The sequence below is a fragment of the Runella sp. genome (genome assembly GCF_027484545.1).
GTDB lineage: Bacteria > Bacteroidota > Bacteroidia > Cytophagales > Spirosomataceae > Runella.
The window spans coordinates 1-16,725 of sequence record NZ_JAIXST010000165.1; the positions used below are offsets into that span (position 1 = coordinate 1).

Sequence of the window (16,725 nt, forward strand, 5' to 3'; positions counted from 1 at the left end):
ACAGAAATATGAAAGCTATCAAAGTGAATTGGTCATTTACTACTGAAAAAGCTCGAACAAAAATGCAAAATAGATATAATGAAATTAATGTACAAAATTAAATTGCTACAACACTAGTAGCAAAACCTTCTTTTCTAATTATCGCAACAACAACCGGAATAAAAATACTAAAATCAGCAAGATAGGCAAGAAATGTAGCAATCATAAGAGCTAAGGGTTACAAAAGCCTGGGCAAGGTAATCCTCCACCAGCGCCGCCATCCTCACCTCCTCCGTCTTTTTCACCGGTAGTATCCAGTTGGGGTTTAAAGTTAATATCGCGGCCCAAGCCATCTTCTCCAATGTGAACAGGGACTAAAAACAGGCGGGGTTGTAGGTTATCGGCAATTTTGGGGTCAATATGTCCTTCCGTATTTTCGGGCGCAAGGCCGTAATAGATACGTACTCCATCGCAACCTTCTACCTTGAGCAAATGCTCTATAACCTCTTTGCTAAAATATTCCGCTTTGCGGAGCTCTTTCTTTTTTGAGTGGTGACGTTCAAAGTTTTTACGAAACGTCTTGATTTCGTCTTCGACATAAAACTTCCCTGCTTTTACGGCGCGAGGGCTACCTTCATTTTCTTCTACTGACATTTTATAAAGGTTAAAAGGTTTAAAATCCTGCAAGCTAATAAGGCGTTGGCGCATCTCCAAACCGTTCAATCAATGGCGTAAGTAAATTTACTATTTTTGAAAAACACGTATTTCTACGCTAAAATATTTCAACCGCAGGCACGACATTTGTAACGGGTTTGGTTGAATCAGCACCCAAACGGTGCAAGATTTTTTCTCATAGGTTAGGTTAGGAAGAAAAAGCCGAAGACAAACGTCTTCGGCTTTTTTATGCTTTATCAAAAAAATAGCAAACTCTCTATTGGGCTTTCATGAATAAACACGTTTTTTGCAGTAATATGGCTATATAGTTTACATAGGAATACAAAAAATCAATGAAAAATTATTGGAGTGCCTGGTTACTGATTAGCTTATTTATACACGTATTGAGTACGCCTTCATGGGCTCAACCCGATTCACGCCTTACTTCGGGCTTTGATGCAGGGGCAGGATGGAAAGACAAAGCATGGACAGTGAGTGCACTGTACCATCAATATTTAAAAGTAGATCGGCGCGGGTTATTACAAGTAGGTTGGGGCGTGCGAGGTTCTCACTCACGGGGAAAAGAACTGGATTTTACGACAGCTCCTTCCCGGCTTACCAAGGGCAAAACGGGATTCTCAGCCTTAAACGCCCCCATCATTCTTCGGCAGATAGACACGCTGCAAATGAAAACTGGAATTACCTCTTTTAACTTTAATGTAAGTGCGCAAATCTCTCTTTTCGGTCGTTTGGATATTGGTGCCAATGCCGATATTTTGGGATTTGCCTTAGGGAATCGTCGAGCAGGCTATTACTTAGGTTCAAGAGGTTACAACAAGGTTGATTCACTCAATTTACATCAAACGTATCAACAGGCCCGGCCGGCTCGACTTAATATCCTATGGTTAGGTGATGACAGAAGGGGAAATTTAAACGCTGAAATCTACGCACGAATACTCTTCATGCAACGGGTAGGGGTGAAAGTAAGCTACTTCTTCACAACCAACGAATACCGAACCGACCAGCCTTTAGTAGATGATAATCAGCGTTTTCGGTTTCGCTCACAGATGATTTATATAGGGCTTACGTTCCCGATTGACGGGTAAAATTGCAGGTAGGGAAAGTGAGTTTTACTCTATCTCCGCTCCGCCTCTCTGCGTGATGAATCAATACGCTTTCAGGCTCAAATCCAAGCTTTTGATTTGGTGCGTCAAAGCACCGCAGGAGATGAAGTCTACGCCTGTTTCGGCTACGGCACGCATAGTATTTTCTCTTATTCCGCCCGATGCTTCGGTAGGGTATTTTCCTCCTATTCTCAAAACAGCGGTGCGGAGGTCTTCTACACTGAAGTTATCAAGCATGATGCGTTGGATCTTTCCTACGCGTAAAGCTTCTTCCAATTCAACTAAATTTCTAACTTCAATTTCAATTTGAAGGGTACGTCCGGTGCGTTGAAGATACGCATTGGCTTGGGTGATTGCCGCTTCAATTCCTCCCGCATAATCCACGTGATTGTCTTTAATTAGAATCATATCGTACAGCGCATAGCGGTGATTGACTGCTCCGCCGATTCGTACCGCCATTTTTTCAAAAATCCGAAAATTGGGCGTAGTCTTGCGCGTATCCAATAGTTTTGTGGGCAATCCGTCCAGTAAACTCACCAACGAATGAGTATAGGTTGCAATACCACTCATGCGCTGCATGGTATTCAACACGAGACGTTCGGCTTTCAAAATCGCTTGGGCATCGCCGCTTACGTGCAATACAATGTCGCCTTTTTTGATGGGTTGACCGTCCTGAATAAATAATTCAACCTCCAACAAAGGATCTACTTCCTCAAAGATGATTTTGGCTACTTCAACCCCCGCTACAATACCGTCTTCTTTGACAAGTAAGCGGGCGCGGCGCTCAGCATCGCGCGGAATAGTAGAAAGCGAAGTATGATCGCCGTCGCCCACATCTTCGGAGAGCGCTAAACGAATGTAATCACGAATATCCATGACGCAAAAGTGCGGGTTTTGGTGAGAATAACAAAACGATAGGAGGCTTTTCAGAAAAGGTCTTTTTTCAAAATCACCATTCCTCGAAATTCGGGCTTCATCCGTTGAAATTCTTCATCGTCCAACCGCGTTGTGCCCATTTGCTGAAATCCTGCTTTTTCATAGCTTGAAATGGCTTTGTGCGAAGTATCCATCGCCATCAGCCAAACGGTCTTTATTGCAGAATTCTGTGCTTGTTCAAAAACCCAATTCATGGTTTTTTGTCCCAGTCCCAGCCCCGTAAATTCTTTCAAAAAATAGATTTTTTCGAGATAAAGGGATGTATCCGGATTCAACCCAAACGGGGCTTTATTTCTGACCAATTTCAGCAGACCTACCTCATGCCCTTCCCAACCTATTGCGTAATACGAAAGCAAAGGATTGGCCAAATCCAGTTCAAGTTGACGATCATTAAAGCATTTATTCAAGTACCATTCCACACCTCCTTCGTACCATAAGTGCGGATAATGCGGCAAATACGTTTGACAGCCTAATTGATTGATTTTTTGAATGGTACGAATAGGTATTACTTCCAATGTGCGCATAAATTATTCTTCTACTTTCCGCCTGAGTGCTTTGATTTCGGCGTTACGTTGTTTGGTTTGAAGGCGTTTTTCTTTTGATTGGGTCGTTGGTTTGGAAGCTTTACGAGGTTTGGGTTTTTCAAAACTTTTTCGAATCAGCGCATCAAATTTCGCTACGACTTTATCTTTATTGGCCAACTGTGAACGCTCCGTTTGATGCGTCATTACCAATACGCCTTCGTTTGTCAGTTTATTGGCCAATTTTTCCAGCAAAATCTGCCGCTCGGCTTCACTCAACGTGACAGAGTTCGCTACATCAAAACGCAATTCTACTTTGGTTTCTACTTTATTGACGTTTTGTCCACCCTTGCCCCCGCTTCGGGCGGTTTGAAATTGGAGTTCCGGATGGAGAATTATTGGGTCAAAATTCATGGCTTCAAGACTATTTTTCGACAAAAGTAATGGATTGCGGGGGTATTTTTATGGAAAATGACGCTACTTTGCATCCAATAGCAAAAACAACAAATACGATGAGAAAATTATTTTTTTGCTGCATGATAAGCCTATCGGTTTGGGCGCAGAAGGAGCCCATGACCAAAGTGGAAAGTAAAATCGAAACGGTCACCGTCTATGAAAATGGGGCTCAGGTGACCCGTACCGCTAAAACCAATATAGTTGCGGGCAAAACAGCTTTGATTTTGCGGGGCGTTTCGCCTCAGTTGGACAAACAAAGTCTTCAGGCAAACGGTGATTTCACAATTTTGTCCGTGGTTCTTCAAACGAGTTTTTTATCTGACCCCAAAAAAGCAGAGGAGCGCAGTCGATTGGAAGTGCAAAAAGAAAACCTTGACGAAAAAATCACTCTCAACAAAGCACTGATAACCGTGTGCCAACACGAGGAAGCCATGTTGACAAAAAATCAGGAAATCAACGGTCGAACAACGGTTTTGAAAGTAACCGATTTGAGAGAATCCATTGATTTTCACCGTAATCGCCTGACAGAATTGGCCACCAAGCAGTTGGAACTTAATAAAACCAATCGGCAATTGGAGCAGGAAATCAAAAAGCTAAATGCTCAACTGACGCTGCTCGCCCCTACGCAGGAAACTACCACCTCCGAAATCGTAGTGACGGTACAAAGTCAAACCTCGCAGCCACAAGCTGATTTGGCAGTCAGTTATTTTGTACCTAACGCTGGTTGGACACCCACCTACGATTTACGCATAAAAGACGTGACACACCCGCTCGAAATGGGTTACAAAGCCACGATTTATCAATATACGGGTGAAGATTGGAACAACATCAAATTGACACTTTCCACCGCCAATCCGCGCAAAAACAACGAAGCGCCTGAGCTTCGAACTTGGTACTGGGGTGTTCCCAACAATTACAGTGATTACTTTAACACCATCACCACTACGCTCGCTGCTGACAACGAAATCGCGGGAATCGTTCGCTCCGCAAGCGATAAAACGCCTTTGCCCGGAGTAACTGTGTTATTGAAAGGTACATCTCTTGGGACAACTACCGACGCCAACGGCAATTATCGTCTCACAATTCCACCCGACTTGAAGTACAAAAATAAGGTGTTGATTTTTAGCTTCATAGGCATGAAAACACAGGAAATCAATGTAGTATCGGTACAACAAGACGTTTATTTAGTAGAAGATACCCAACAATTGCAAGAGGTTGTTGTAACAGGGTATAGCAATCAGCAGAGGCGCGAACTTACAGGAGCAGTTGCAGGGGTTCAAATAAAAGGCAAAAGTACCATTCCCATTGTTGAAGAAACGGAAGCCATTACAAGTTTGCAATTTGAAATTAAAGTGCCATATACCATTCCTTCCGATGGAAAAACGTATACCGTAGAAATCAAAAATGAAGAAATTCCTGCTCGCTATGAATATTTGTGCACTCCTAAAATTGACCAAGATGCGTTTTTAACCGCTCAGGTGTTGAATTGGGAACAATACGGTCTGTTAGGAGGCGACATAAACGTATTTTTTGAAGGAGTTTTTGTGGGAAAATCTTCCATGAATTTACCCAACGGCGACACGCTTTCGCTGGCTTTGGGTAGGGATAAAGGCGTTTCTGTGAGCCGGGTGAAGCAAAAAGAGTTTACTAAAAAACAGACGTTCGGTAACAGCCAAACCGAAACCCGACGCTATGATATTTCGGTACGGAATTTGAAAAAGCAACCCATCAACTTACTAATTGTCGATCAATTCCCGCTCTCCCGTTCCAAAGACATTGAGGTCGGAAATCAATCTGCCCCTGATGCTGACATCAACCGAGAAACGGGAAAAGTAACGTGGAGAGTCACTCTTGAGCCTGCTCAACAACGCAAATTTTCGCTTGGATATTCGGTCAAATATCCCAAATCGGGGGTTATAAGTACCGAATAATTTCAACGAACCCAAATGGTATGGGTTTTCCTGAAAAAGCAACAATGAGGCTGTTATTTTAGCATCATTGTTGCTTTACAATTGATAAAAATAATTGTCGTTAACTGGTAAGTTTACTATCACTTTTGAGTAATTTGTCGCCCTTAAAAAAATGTATTTCCAAACATCAATTAAAAACGTACTTTTTCGGTGAACCGGGTTTGCCTGTGTATAAATCAATGACTAAAACAAAGGGGTATTTGGAACTTAGAAAGTTTGTCATCCACAAACTTACAAATCATCTTTCACCGGATCTCACTTACCATGGAGTGCATCACGTCAAAGATGTGGTCAACGTGTGCAACCGGTACATTAAACGCCTGAAAATCAAAGGCCGTGAAGCTGAATTATTGCTTACAGGGGCGCTTATTCACGATATTGGTTTTTTATACACCTACCGCGACCACGAAGAAAAAGGAGTGAAAATAGCCTGTGAACTTCTTCCCCAATATGCATTTGACAAAGACGAAATTGACCTGATTTCGGGGCTTATTATCGCTACAAAAGTACCTCAATTACCAAAAACTGAATTGGAAAAAATCCTGTGCGACGCTGATTTGGATTACTTAGGCAGAAACGATTTTGACCCCATCAGCGAGTCGCTTTTTCAGGAATTACAAAACGTGAACCTTCTTCACGACCGCCTGACTTGGGACAAGATTCAAATCAAATTTTTGGAAGGCCATTATTATCACACCAACTACGCAAAAAAATACCGGCAGCCCAACAAAAGTGCCCGGTTGGAAGAAATCAAACAACGCGTAAACGAACAGGAAACCCCTACCTAAAACACTCCAAAAGCGCCCCTTCAATCCGTTTCAATCGCAACGTGTGTCGGTCCATCGGAACCCAAATGCTTTTTGCTTTCACCAAAAGCTGCTGGTCAGAAGCGCGGTAAATTTCATAGTGTCGCTCCCAAGTAGCCGCTGTGTACTCGCCCACCCACGTTTTGATATGAAGCGTATCTCCCAAAACGGCCTGCTTCAAGTAGTCAATTTCGTGCCTCCGTACCATCCAAACTACATTTTCCTGAAGTTCTTCCGAAGCTTTGCTCAGCCAATGCGCCGTCGCGGTATCTTGGGTGTATTGCAGATACACAACGTTATTGACGTGGTTCATTCCGTCAATATCAGCTTCTGAAACTACAATTGTGTGTATGTGGGAGGAATTTGAGGACATTGCTTTGAATGTTTGTTAAAAGTAGGTTTACCCTTTCAATTTCTCCCGCAACTGCAACAATTCATCGCGATAGCGGGCGGCTTCGAGGAAATCGAGGTCTTTGGCGGCAGCCTCCATTTTGCGTTGTGTTTCGGCAATGAGTTTTTCGAGTTGAGGCTTCGCCATGTATTGTACAACAGGGTCGGCAGCGATGCGCATGTCCTCGGGTTCGACATAATACCGTTTTGTCCCGTTTTTGTTATCAGCCACGGAAGCTTGCTCCATGATGGCCTCGCGGCTCTTAAAGATGGTTTTGGGCGTAATACCATGCTCTTCGTTGTAAGCCATTTGAATACCTCGGCGGCGGTTGGTTTCTTCAATTGCCTTTTGCATAGAGCCCGTCATTCGGTCGGCATACATCAGCACTTTTCCGTTTTCATTCCGCGCGGCCCGACCAATGGTCTGAATCAACGAACGAATATCACGCAGAAAACCCTCTTTATCCGCATCCATGATGGCTACCAACGACACTTCGGGCAAATCAAGTCCTTCGCGCAGCAGGTTTACTCCTACCAACACGTCAAATACCCCCAGTCGCAAATCGCGCAGGATTTCCACGCGGTCCAGCGTTTTTACTTCGGAGTGAATATAACGGCCTTTGACGCCGACACGGTCCAGGTATTTACTTAATTCTTCGGCCATCCGTTTGGTCAACGTCGTTACCAAAACACGTTCGCCTCTCTTTACCCGAATGTCTATTTCTTCCAATAAATCATCAATCTGATTGATACTAGGCCGTACCTGAATTTCCGGGTCGAGTAACCCCGTAGGACGAATAATTTGTTCAACCACTACGCCCTCAGTACGGCGCAATTCGTAATCAGCCGGAGTAGCACTGACAAAAACGGCTTGCCCCGCCAATTCCTCAAACTCCTGAAACGTAAGCGGACGATTGTCCATGGCACTGGGAAGTCGAAATCCAAAATCTACCAACGATTCTTTTCGTGAGCGGTCTCCGCCCCACATGGCCCGAATCTGCGGCATTGTCGCGTGGCTTTCGTCCACAAACAGCAAATAGTCTTCGGGGAAATAATCCAACAAACAAAAAGGTCGTTCGCCCGGATTGCGATGGTCGAAGTAACGGGAATAGTTTTCAATCCCTGAACAATACCCTAATTCGCGCATCATTTCCAAGTCAAATTCGGTACGCTCCCGAATCCGTTGCGCTTCGAGCAAACGTCCCTCCATTTCAAAATAGCGAATTTGCGCCACTAAGTCATCCTGAATTTCATTGATGGCGTTCAGCAACACATCGCGTCCCGTCACAAACAAATTGGCGGGGAAAATAGCAATCATTTTTTCAGGAGAAATCTTCTTGCCATTGGTGGGATTGATACGTTGAATCTCTTCAATTTCATCGCCAAAGAAAATAATACGATAGGCAAAATCAGCGTAACCCGGAAAAATATCAACGGTATCGCCTTTGACCCGGAAAGTGCCGCGCGTAAACTCCACTTCGGTGCGACTATATAAAATCTCAACCAATCGAAACAAAAATTGATTTCGACTCATAACCTCCCCTACTCCAATCCGTACAATGCTTTTACGGTATTCTTCGGGATTCCCTGCTCCATAAATACAGGAAACCGAGGCCACTACCAACACATCCCGTCTTCCAGACATCAGCGAAGATACGGTGGCCAGCCTTAGTTTCTCAATTTCCTGATTGATTTGTAAATCCTTTTCAATGTAGGTATTGGTAGTAGCGATATAAGCTTCCGGTTGATAGTAGTCGTAATAACTAATGAAATACTCAACCGCATTGTTAGGGAAAAACTGTTTAAATTCTCCGTACAACTGAGCCGCCAACGTTTTGTTGTGACTCAATACCAAGGTCGGTCGGTCGAGTTGAGCTACGACGTTGGCTACCGTAAAAGTTTTTCCGGAGCCGGTTACCCCCAAAAGCGTTTGGGCAGGCTCTCCGTTGCGAATTCCTTCTACAAGTTGAACAATGGCTTGGGGTTGATCACCGGTAGGCTGATAGTCGGAAATGAGTTCAAATGGCATAATTAACAGGGGAATAGACGTAACTTAGATAACGTAAAATACGTCTTTAAAAGTTCGATTGTGAAGCTGCGGACCCCTATATAAAACATGGCCTCACCCCAAAGAGGTGAGGCTAATGCCAGATTACCCTACTCTATTATATTATACTTTTCTCAGTTACAACTATTATGCCAAATAAAATGGTTACAGGAAAAAAAATCAAAAAAATGTATTTACTAAAAACAAACAGAGGGTCACTTTGATAAAATACAGGGTCATTAAAAAAATCATGTTGTTTAACAACGTTTACCCCAAATCAGTAGTTAATAGTACATAACAATCCATTAATTCAACGTAAAAAGATGACACAGACGGTATTAATCACGGGTGGTACAGGCATGATAGGAAAACGCCTTACTCAACTCTTACAGGAGAAAGGGTACGAAGTGGCCTATTTAAGTCGAAAACAGGAATCGATTCCCAACGTAAAAGTGTACAGATGGGACGTTGAAAAAAATTGGATTGATGAAAAAGCACTCGTAAACGCCGACTACATTATCCACTTGGCCGGAGCAGGAATCGCTGATGGTCGCTGGACCGATAAACGGAAACAGGAAATCATACACAGTCGCACTTCAACCATAGAGCTCATTGCCAGAGAGTTACAGGGTCGCCCTTATAAAGTAAAAGCGTTTGTATCTGCTTCAGCCATTGGATTTTATGGGGCAGATACCGGCGACAAACGCCTTACCGAGCAAAACTCCTCAGGAAGTGATTTTCTGGCCCACGTCACCCGTCATTGGGAAAATTCGTCTGAACTCATAAGTCACGTGGGCACTCGTACTACGAAATTACGCATAGGAGTTGTTTTGAGCAGTACAGGCGGAGCACTTCCCCAAATTATGCTGCCCATTCGTTGGGGAATTGGTGCCCCGCTTGCAAGCGGTACACAGTGGGTGTCATGGATTCATTTAGATGACCTGTGTAGGCTGTTCATTACTGCCCTTGAAAACGAGAAATGGCATGGCGTTTATAATGCCGTAGCGCCCTCACCGGTGACTAACGAAGAGTTAACCCGTCAAATAGCTGACGTATTACATCGCCCACTTTGGATGCCTAATATACCCGGTTTGGCATTACGGCTTTTGTATGGTGAAATGGCTAACGTAGTTTTGGGAGGGAATTATGTTGTCAATCAACGCATTAAGAATGAAACCGACTTTCAATATCAATTCGACACCATTCATCAAGCCTTGGCGGATATTGCCGAAAAGTAAATTCTACTCTCGAATTGGTGCGATTTAGAAATGATTTTTTAACTTTGACAAGTACTCTTTTTTAGACTGAAAAAAACACCTTACTTTACAAAACTCCGGTGTTTCATAAGTACAAGTAGTAGGTGTTTCATAAGTACAAGTAGTATTTGATGTCCTAATCTATTATGATTGAACGTTTCCTGACCAATTACTCTAATCGCTTCGTATCACGTCATTTAATTTTGGCTATTGACGGGACAGTCGTTATCGTATCTTTCGTCATTGCCTGTATTCTCCGCTTCAACCTCAACGTTTCCGGCATCAATTGGGCGCTTTACAAATACTATTTATTTGCTCTGTTGGTCAACCGTTTCCTTTGTTTTCTCTACTTTCGTTCTTACACGGGCATTGTCCGACACACGAGCGTAGAAGATGCCTCCCTTATTTTCAAAGCCATTTCTACGAGTAGTCTCATGACGTTGGTCGTGTCCACTTTTCTTTCGCATACGACCGACAATAATCTGTTTTATATCCCCATTTCTATTCTGATTATCGAATATTTTATCTCGTTATCTTTGATGATAGCGAGCCGTTTTTTAGTCAAAAATATCTACAAAACCCTCATTGTCAACGCCCCGGGCGAAAAAGTAGATGTGCTTATCTACGGAGCGGGAACTTTGGGAATATTGACAAAAAATACGCTGCTTCGCAATCGGCACAAAAAATATAACATTCTTGGTTTTATAGATGATAATCCTTCCCTGAGTTTTAAAACAGTAGAAGGAGTTCAAGTCTATCCCGAAAACGAAGCCATCAAACGCTTCATTGATGACCGTGAAATAGAAGACATTGAAGTAGTATTAGCGATTCACCAAATCAAACCGCACCGTAAAAATCAGATCATTGACAGTTTTCTCAAAAAGGACATCATCGTCAAAGTTGTTCCTTCAATGTATGAACGAATTAGCAGCGACCAATTAAGAACAGAAGAAATTCGGAATATTCGTATTGAAGATTTATTGGAGCGAGAACCCATCCAAATAGATAATCACAATATTAGCCGACAGCTGGCGGGGAAAGTAGCTCTCATTACGGGCGCAGCAGGTTCTATCGGAAGCGAAATTGTACGCCAATTGATTCGTTTTCAGCCACAAACGCTGTTATTATTAGACCAGTCGGAATCGGGTTTATATGATTTAGACAACGAATTGAAACAGCAGTTTCGACGGTATTTGAACGACACCACCCAAGTGATCGTGCAGGTGGCGGACGTCACTGATGAGATTCGGATGCGGCACATTTTTAATCAGTATCGGCCTCAATTTGTTTTTCACGCCGCCGCCTATAAGCACGTTCCGCTCATGGAGGAGCATCCGTATGAGGCCATAAAAATCAACGTATTCGGCAGCAAAATTGTGGCCGATTTGGCGGTGGAAATGAACGTAAAGAAGTTTGTAATGATTTCGACCGACAAAGCAGTCAACCCTACCAATGTAATGGGAGCTACCAAGCGGCTGGCCGAAATGTACGTGCAAAGTCTCAATTACCGTTTCCCTAAAAATACCCGTTTCATTACAACCCGCTTTGGCAATGTGCTGGGTTCCAACGGTTCAGTAGTGCCCCTATTTCAAAAACAGATTCGAGCGGGCGGTCCGATTACGGTTACGCACCCCGACGTAATTCGTTACTTTATGACCATTCCGGAAGCCTGCCAATTGGTATTGGAAGCGGGAAGCATGGGAAAAGGAGGCGAAATTTTTGTGTTTGATATGGGCGACCCCGTTAAAATCGCTGATTTAGCCCAAAAAATGGTTAAACTTTCTGGCTTACGTATTGATAAAGACATTCAAATTACGTTTTCGGGACTGCGCCCCGGTGAAAAACTCTTCGAAGAACTTCTCAGCGACAAAGAGCATACGCTTGCTACCTACCATCCTAAGATTCAAATTGCCCAAGTAGATGACCAATCTTTTGGGGAAATAGCCTCAGCCCTTCAAGACCTTAAAAAAGCGCTGAGAGAAGGTGACAAAGCCTTAATGGTAACTTACTTAAAGTCGATTGTACCTGAATTCATCAGCAACAACTCGGTGTATGAAGAGTTGGATGGGTTAGAACTTAACTGAACATCATGAAAATCTTCTCCGTCTCCCAAATACGCGCTTGGGATGCTTTTACCATTGCCAACGAGCCGATTCAATCGTTGGACTTAATGGAACGCGCATCCTGCTCTTTTGTAAAATGGTTTTGCGAACGTTTTGACGACCGCCAATGCGTTAAAATTTTCTGCGGCATGGGCAACAATGGAGGTGATGGTCTGGCGATAGGAAGATTGTTACTTCAAAAACACTACAATGTGCAGGTATTTATAGTCAAACACAGTGACACCGATTCCCCAGATTTTCGAGAAAACTTAACTCGTCTGCAACTCCAAACCCACGTACATTGGATAGAAAATGCTTCGTCTGTTCCCGATTTATCATCCAACGATTATGTCATAGATGCGCTTCTGGGCTCGGGACTTTCCCGACCTGCCGAGGGGATTTTGGCCGATGTCATTCAGGCAATAAACGGGAGTCATTCAATGGTTATTTCAGTGGATATAGCGAGTGGCCTTTTTGCGGACGCTCCTAATTCTCCTTTGGACGCAATTGTAAAACCTGCTTTTACAGTTTCCTTTCAATGTCCTAAATTAGCTTTTTTTCAACCTCAATGCGGCGAAAATGTGGGAGAATGGCACGTAGTCAACATTGATTTACATCCTGATTATGAACGAATAACCGCTACTTCCTACTTCTATACCGCTCCCGGTCAAATTAACAGTTTATCAAATCCCCGTAAAAAATATTCCCACAAAGGCTCGTTTGGACACGCCTTACTGATTGGAGGAAGTTATGGCAAAATGGGAGCTATTGTTCTTTCGGCAAAAGCCTGTCTGCGGTCAGGGGTAGGATTATTGACGGTTCAAATTCCGCGGTGTGGATATGATATTTTACAAACGAGCTTACCCGAAGCAATGGTACTGCCCGACTGGCACTGGATGGTCAATACCACTGTTCCGGACGTCAGTTCGTATTCGGCTTTGGGAATCGGCCCGGGATTGGGCAAAGATTCATTAACACTTGCTATGCTGAAAGAGCTTTTCCCTACGCTGACTCAGCCTGTTGTATTGGACGCCGATGCGCTGAACTTAATCAGTGAAAACCCTGATTTATTGCACAGTATCCCTAAAAATGCAATTTTGACGCCCCACCCGAAAGAATTTCAACGATTACTCGGAAACGGCTGGAAGGACGATTACGAAAAACTGGATTTTCTTCGTGATTTTGCCCAAAAACACCAATTGATTGTTTGCCTGAAAGGAGCTCATACAGCCGTTGCATTACCGGATGGCAGTATTCATTTTAACTCCTCGGGGAATCCGGGTATGGCAACCGGAGGAAGCGGCGATGTTTTGACGGGCATTCTGACGGGTTTATTGGCTCAGGGACTCCCGCCCGCAGAAGCTGCCATTTTTGGCGTGTATCAACATGGAGCAGCCGGAGACAGAGCAGCCCAGAAATGTACTCAACCCGGCTTAATTGCTTCAGATATTATAAATGAAATGGGTTGGTAAAATTTACCAACCCATTTCATTTTAATCTATTTTCTGCCCATGAGAGGCGGCACTACTTCACTGCCTTTTTCTTTACAACAGTATAAGGTACGCATTTTGCCGGCGGACATTCACACGTTGGCGCTTTAACCGTCAGCTTTGCAACACAGGTCTTATCGGAAGTCGCCGTAAGTACCACATCCTGATTGGCCGGCACACCGGAAACGGTAAATGTTCCGTTAAGATTATCCGTAACTTGTCCAAAGTCGCTCGTCACGGTTCCGTTTGAAGTGACTTTGAAATTGTATGTCAAACGATTATCGGCACATTTAGGCTCTTGGCTTACAATCAATGTTGGGTTTGGATTGTACGTCAATGACAATGGTACGCGCAAACTGGTACAATTGGTGCCGTCAATTTTGCGAGCCTGTACCCAATACGTCCCTGCGGCAGCCGGTTTGAAGGAGAGCGTATTTGTAGCCAAAACGTTACCCCCTGTTTCGGCATCATACCAATCGGCGGTTTGATCTGCTGCTCCTACCACTACGATTAGCTTCGCAGTTGTATCTCCCTGACAGAATGTCTGACTTGAACCGATTGGCGGCTCAATGGAAGGACAATTACAATCAGGAGCTGCTACTTCCAACGTAGTTTTACAATTGCTGGTTGGGGAAGTGGCCGTAATAAATACACTTTGTCCGGCTGGAATACCGCTGATAGTAAACGAGCCTCCTCCATTATCTGTCACATTGTAAGGCGGTGTTATGGTAATCAACCCGTTTGAAATCACTTTCACCGAATAGAATTTGAAATCAACCGCACAACTGCGTTCTGAAATTTCAAGAATCGGTTTAGAAGTATCCGCACTCACGGTTGTATTCGCTGTTCCTTTACAGCCATTCAACAGATTCGTTACTTCTACCGAGTACGTTCCGGCCACGCTGATTGTAAAGCTGGCAACATTGCCCGGATTGGCTACCCCTTGAGGTACCTGCCACACAAATTTCGGATTAGCGCCGCCATTTTTTACGGTAGCCAACAACGTTGCTGCGGGAGAAGCACAGGACAAATTGATTGTATTCAAAGTCACCGTTACTCGATTGGTATCGCTTTTTACGGTCGTACTTGCGATTCCTTTACAGCCATTAAGCGTGTTGGTAACTTCCACTAAATAAAGCCCTGCAATGCTGACCGTTGCCGCCGGATTATTGCCGGGATTGGTAGCCCCTACCGGAACTGTCCAAACGTATGTTGGGTTTGCGCCTCCATTCACTACCGTAGCAGTCAAGGTTTGAATTGGAGAATCGCAAGTCAACGTAATTGGATTGAGTGTTACATTTACTTTTGCCGTATCAACCAATACAGTTACCGTAGCGGCATCTTTACAACCGCTGGTTGTGTTTGTTACTTCTACCGAATACACGCCCCCTACACTTACTATAAGGCTGTCAATATTGCCCGGGTTTGTAACACCGTTTGGTACACTCCAGACGTACGTTGGATTAGCTCCGCCGTTGGATACCGTCACTTTCAATGTCTTACTTGGAGACGCACAGGTTAATGTAATTAGATTAAGCGTTGCTGTTACCGTTGCAGTATCCGCCGTTACCGAAGTCGTTGCAGTAGCTTTACAGCCATTTGTTAGATTGGTAACCTCCACGGAGTAAAAACCAACTTTGTCTACAATGAAATTGGATACATTCCCCGGATTTGCGGCTCCACTTGGTACAGTCCATACAAAGGCAGGGGTGGCACCGCCATTCGTTACAGTCGCGGTAAGTGTCTGACTTGGACTCGTACACGTTAACGTAATGGGATTCAATACTACCGATACTTTCGCCGTATCGGCCAATACAGCAATGGTAGCAGTGCCTTTACAACCATTGGATGAATTAGTTACTTCGACCGAATAGTTTCCTGCGGCAGTTACTGCAAAACTTGCCACGTTGCCCGGAGCAGTTACTCCGTTTGGAACAGTCCATACATACGTAGGATTTGCACCGGCATTAACAGCCGTAGTCGTTAATGTCTGGCTTGGCGAAGCACACGTTAATTTGATTGGGTTCAGCGATACTTTTACTTTCGCAGTATCAGCAGTTACTGAAGTAGTAGCCGTAGCTTTACAACCATTCACGGTATTAGTTACCTCCACCGAATAAGTACCCGTGGCAGTTACTGCAAAACTCGCCACATTGCCCGGAGCAGTTACTCCGTTTGGAACCGTCCAGCTATAAGAAGGACTTGCACCGCCATTGGTCACTGATACTGTCAAGGTTTGGCTTGGTGCAGCACAGGTCAAGGTAATCGGATTTAAACTGACAACCGGTTTAAGGGTATCCTGAGTGACGACTGTATTTGCCGAATTAGAACAACCGTTGATGGCATTGGTAACCAGTACAGAATAAGAACCCGGTACAGTCACTGCGAAACTTGCTACATTGCCGGGATTAGTTACGCCTGCCGGCACGGTCCACGCATAAGAAGCCGTACCTCCATTAGTTACGGTAGCAGTTAGGGTCTGGCTTGGAGAAGCACACGTCAATTTAATGGTATTCAAATCTATCGTAGGCTTCACTTTATTTTCAGATACTATGGCCGTGTCCGAGGCAACGCAACCATTGGAAGTGTTAGTGACAGTAACTGTGTAAATTCCTGCCGAATCCACTGAAACGCTTTGGGTAGTTAATCCATTGACGTCCGTACCGCTCCACACGTAAGTTACTCCGCTTGAAGCATTGGCAGTCAAGGTCAAACCGGGTTTTATACACGTCAGTATTCCTCCTGCCACAGATACGGTCGGCGGTACTTTGTCTTCGGTCACAACCACTGCGTCAGTCGCTTTACAGCCATTTGGACCGGTGACGGTTAACGTATAAGTTCCCGCTACATTGACAATTGGAGTTGCATCGGTACTGTATGGTGTACCCCATTAATTGGACAAAATAGTTAATACTTTATAAGTGTATTATGGTTTAGTTAATATTGTACTATTTTTAGTTATTGGCAGTCGTTCATTGAAAACTTGATTTGGTG

General features: G+C 44.0%; 13 protein-coding genes. 6 read left to right on the forward strand and 7 right to left on the reverse strand.

Annotated features, from left to right (window positions below; translation table 11 throughout):
- Positions 1-210 precede the first annotated feature (210 nt).
- Positions 211-633, reverse strand: coding sequence for a hypothetical protein (locus Q0081_RS15585; RefSeq protein WP_298355072.1), 423 nt, complete (start codon positions 631-633; stop codon positions 211-213).
- Between the two features lie 353 nt (positions 634-986).
- Between Q0081_RS15585 and Q0081_RS15590 the strand changes: the two genes are divergently transcribed.
- Positions 987-1,739: a hypothetical protein gene (locus Q0081_RS15590; RefSeq protein ID WP_298355074.1), complete on the forward strand. Its 753-nt coding sequence runs from the start codon at positions 987-989 to the stop codon at positions 1,737-1,739.
- A gap of 60 nt (positions 1,740-1,799) precedes the next feature.
- Here Q0081_RS15590 and nadC read toward each other — a convergent pair whose 3' ends face one another.
- The 3 genes from nadC to arfB are packed head-to-tail and all read right to left on the reverse strand — an operon-like array spanning position 1,800 to position 3,628.
- The gene (gene nadC, locus Q0081_RS15595) at positions 1,800-2,633 is read right to left on the reverse strand and encodes a carboxylating nicotinate-nucleotide diphosphorylase (protein ID WP_298355076.1); all 834 of its coding nucleotides are present in this window, start codon (positions 2,631-2,633) and stop codon (positions 1,800-1,802) included.
- Positions 2,634-2,683: 50 nt separating this feature from the next.
- Positions 2,684-3,217, reverse strand: coding sequence for an N-acetyltransferase (locus Q0081_RS15600; RefSeq protein WP_298355078.1), 534 nt, complete (start codon positions 3,215-3,217; stop codon positions 2,684-2,686).
- Between the two features lie 3 nt (positions 3,218-3,220).
- Entirely contained in the window at positions 3,221-3,628 is a 408-nt protein-coding gene (arfB, locus tag Q0081_RS15605) for an alternative ribosome rescue aminoacyl-tRNA hydrolase ArfB (RefSeq protein WP_298355080.1), read from the reverse strand.
- Between the two features lie 98 nt (positions 3,629-3,726).
- On the opposite strand from arfB, the gene Q0081_RS15610 reads away from it, so the two are divergent.
- Positions 3,727-5,601 carry a mucoidy inhibitor MuiA family protein gene (locus tag Q0081_RS15610; protein ID WP_298355082.1) on the forward strand — a complete coding sequence of 625 codons (1,875 nt, stop codon included), beginning with the start codon at positions 3,727-3,729 and terminating at the stop codon, positions 5,599-5,601.
- Positions 5,602-5,819: 218 nt separating this feature from the next.
- Positions 5,820-6,428, forward strand: a complete 609-nt coding sequence (locus Q0081_RS15615) for an HD domain-containing protein (RefSeq protein WP_298355083.1) — start codon at positions 5,820-5,822, stop codon at positions 6,426-6,428.
- Here Q0081_RS15615 and Q0081_RS15620 read toward each other — a convergent pair.
- Together Q0081_RS15620 and uvrB are read right to left on the reverse strand one after the other, a co-directional pair.
- Complete coding sequence (locus Q0081_RS15620; RefSeq protein ID WP_298355085.1) at positions 6,421-6,819, reverse strand: thioesterase family protein; 399 nt, start codon at positions 6,817-6,819, stop codon at positions 6,421-6,423. The two genes, Q0081_RS15615 and Q0081_RS15620, sit on opposite strands and share 8 nt — an antisense overlap.
- Positions 6,820-6,846: 27 nt before the next feature.
- Positions 6,847-8,865 (reverse strand): excinuclease ABC subunit UvrB, encoded by a 2,019-nt coding sequence (gene uvrB / locus Q0081_RS15625; protein WP_298355088.1) that lies wholly within the window; start codon positions 8,863-8,865, stop codon positions 6,847-6,849.
- Positions 8,866-9,206: 341 nt separating this feature from the next.
- Between uvrB and Q0081_RS15630 the strand changes: the two genes are divergently transcribed.
- The 3 genes from Q0081_RS15630 (at position 9,207) to Q0081_RS15640 (ending at position 13,713) form a co-directional block, all read left to right on the forward strand.
- Positions 9,207-10,121, forward strand: coding sequence for a TIGR01777 family oxidoreductase (locus tag Q0081_RS15630; protein ID WP_298355090.1), 915 nt, complete (start codon positions 9,207-9,209; stop codon positions 10,119-10,121).
- Between the two features lie 164 nt (positions 10,122-10,285).
- Positions 10,286-12,223, forward strand: a complete 1,938-nt coding sequence (locus Q0081_RS15635; protein ID WP_298355092.1) for a nucleoside-diphosphate sugar epimerase/dehydratase — start codon at positions 10,286-10,288, stop codon at positions 12,221-12,223.
- Positions 12,224-12,228: 5 nt separating this feature from the next.
- On the forward strand, positions 12,229-13,713 hold the full coding sequence (locus Q0081_RS15640; protein WP_298355094.1) for an NAD(P)H-hydrate dehydratase: 1,485 nt from the start codon (positions 12,229-12,231) through the stop codon (positions 13,711-13,713).
- Positions 13,714-13,765: 52 nt separating this feature from the next.
- Here Q0081_RS15640 and Q0081_RS15645 read toward each other — a convergent pair whose 3' ends face one another.
- Complete coding sequence (locus Q0081_RS15645) at positions 13,766-16,513, reverse strand: hypothetical protein (protein ID WP_298355096.1); 2,748 nt, start codon at positions 16,511-16,513, stop codon at positions 13,766-13,768.
- Positions 16,514-16,725: the final 212 nt, after the last annotated feature.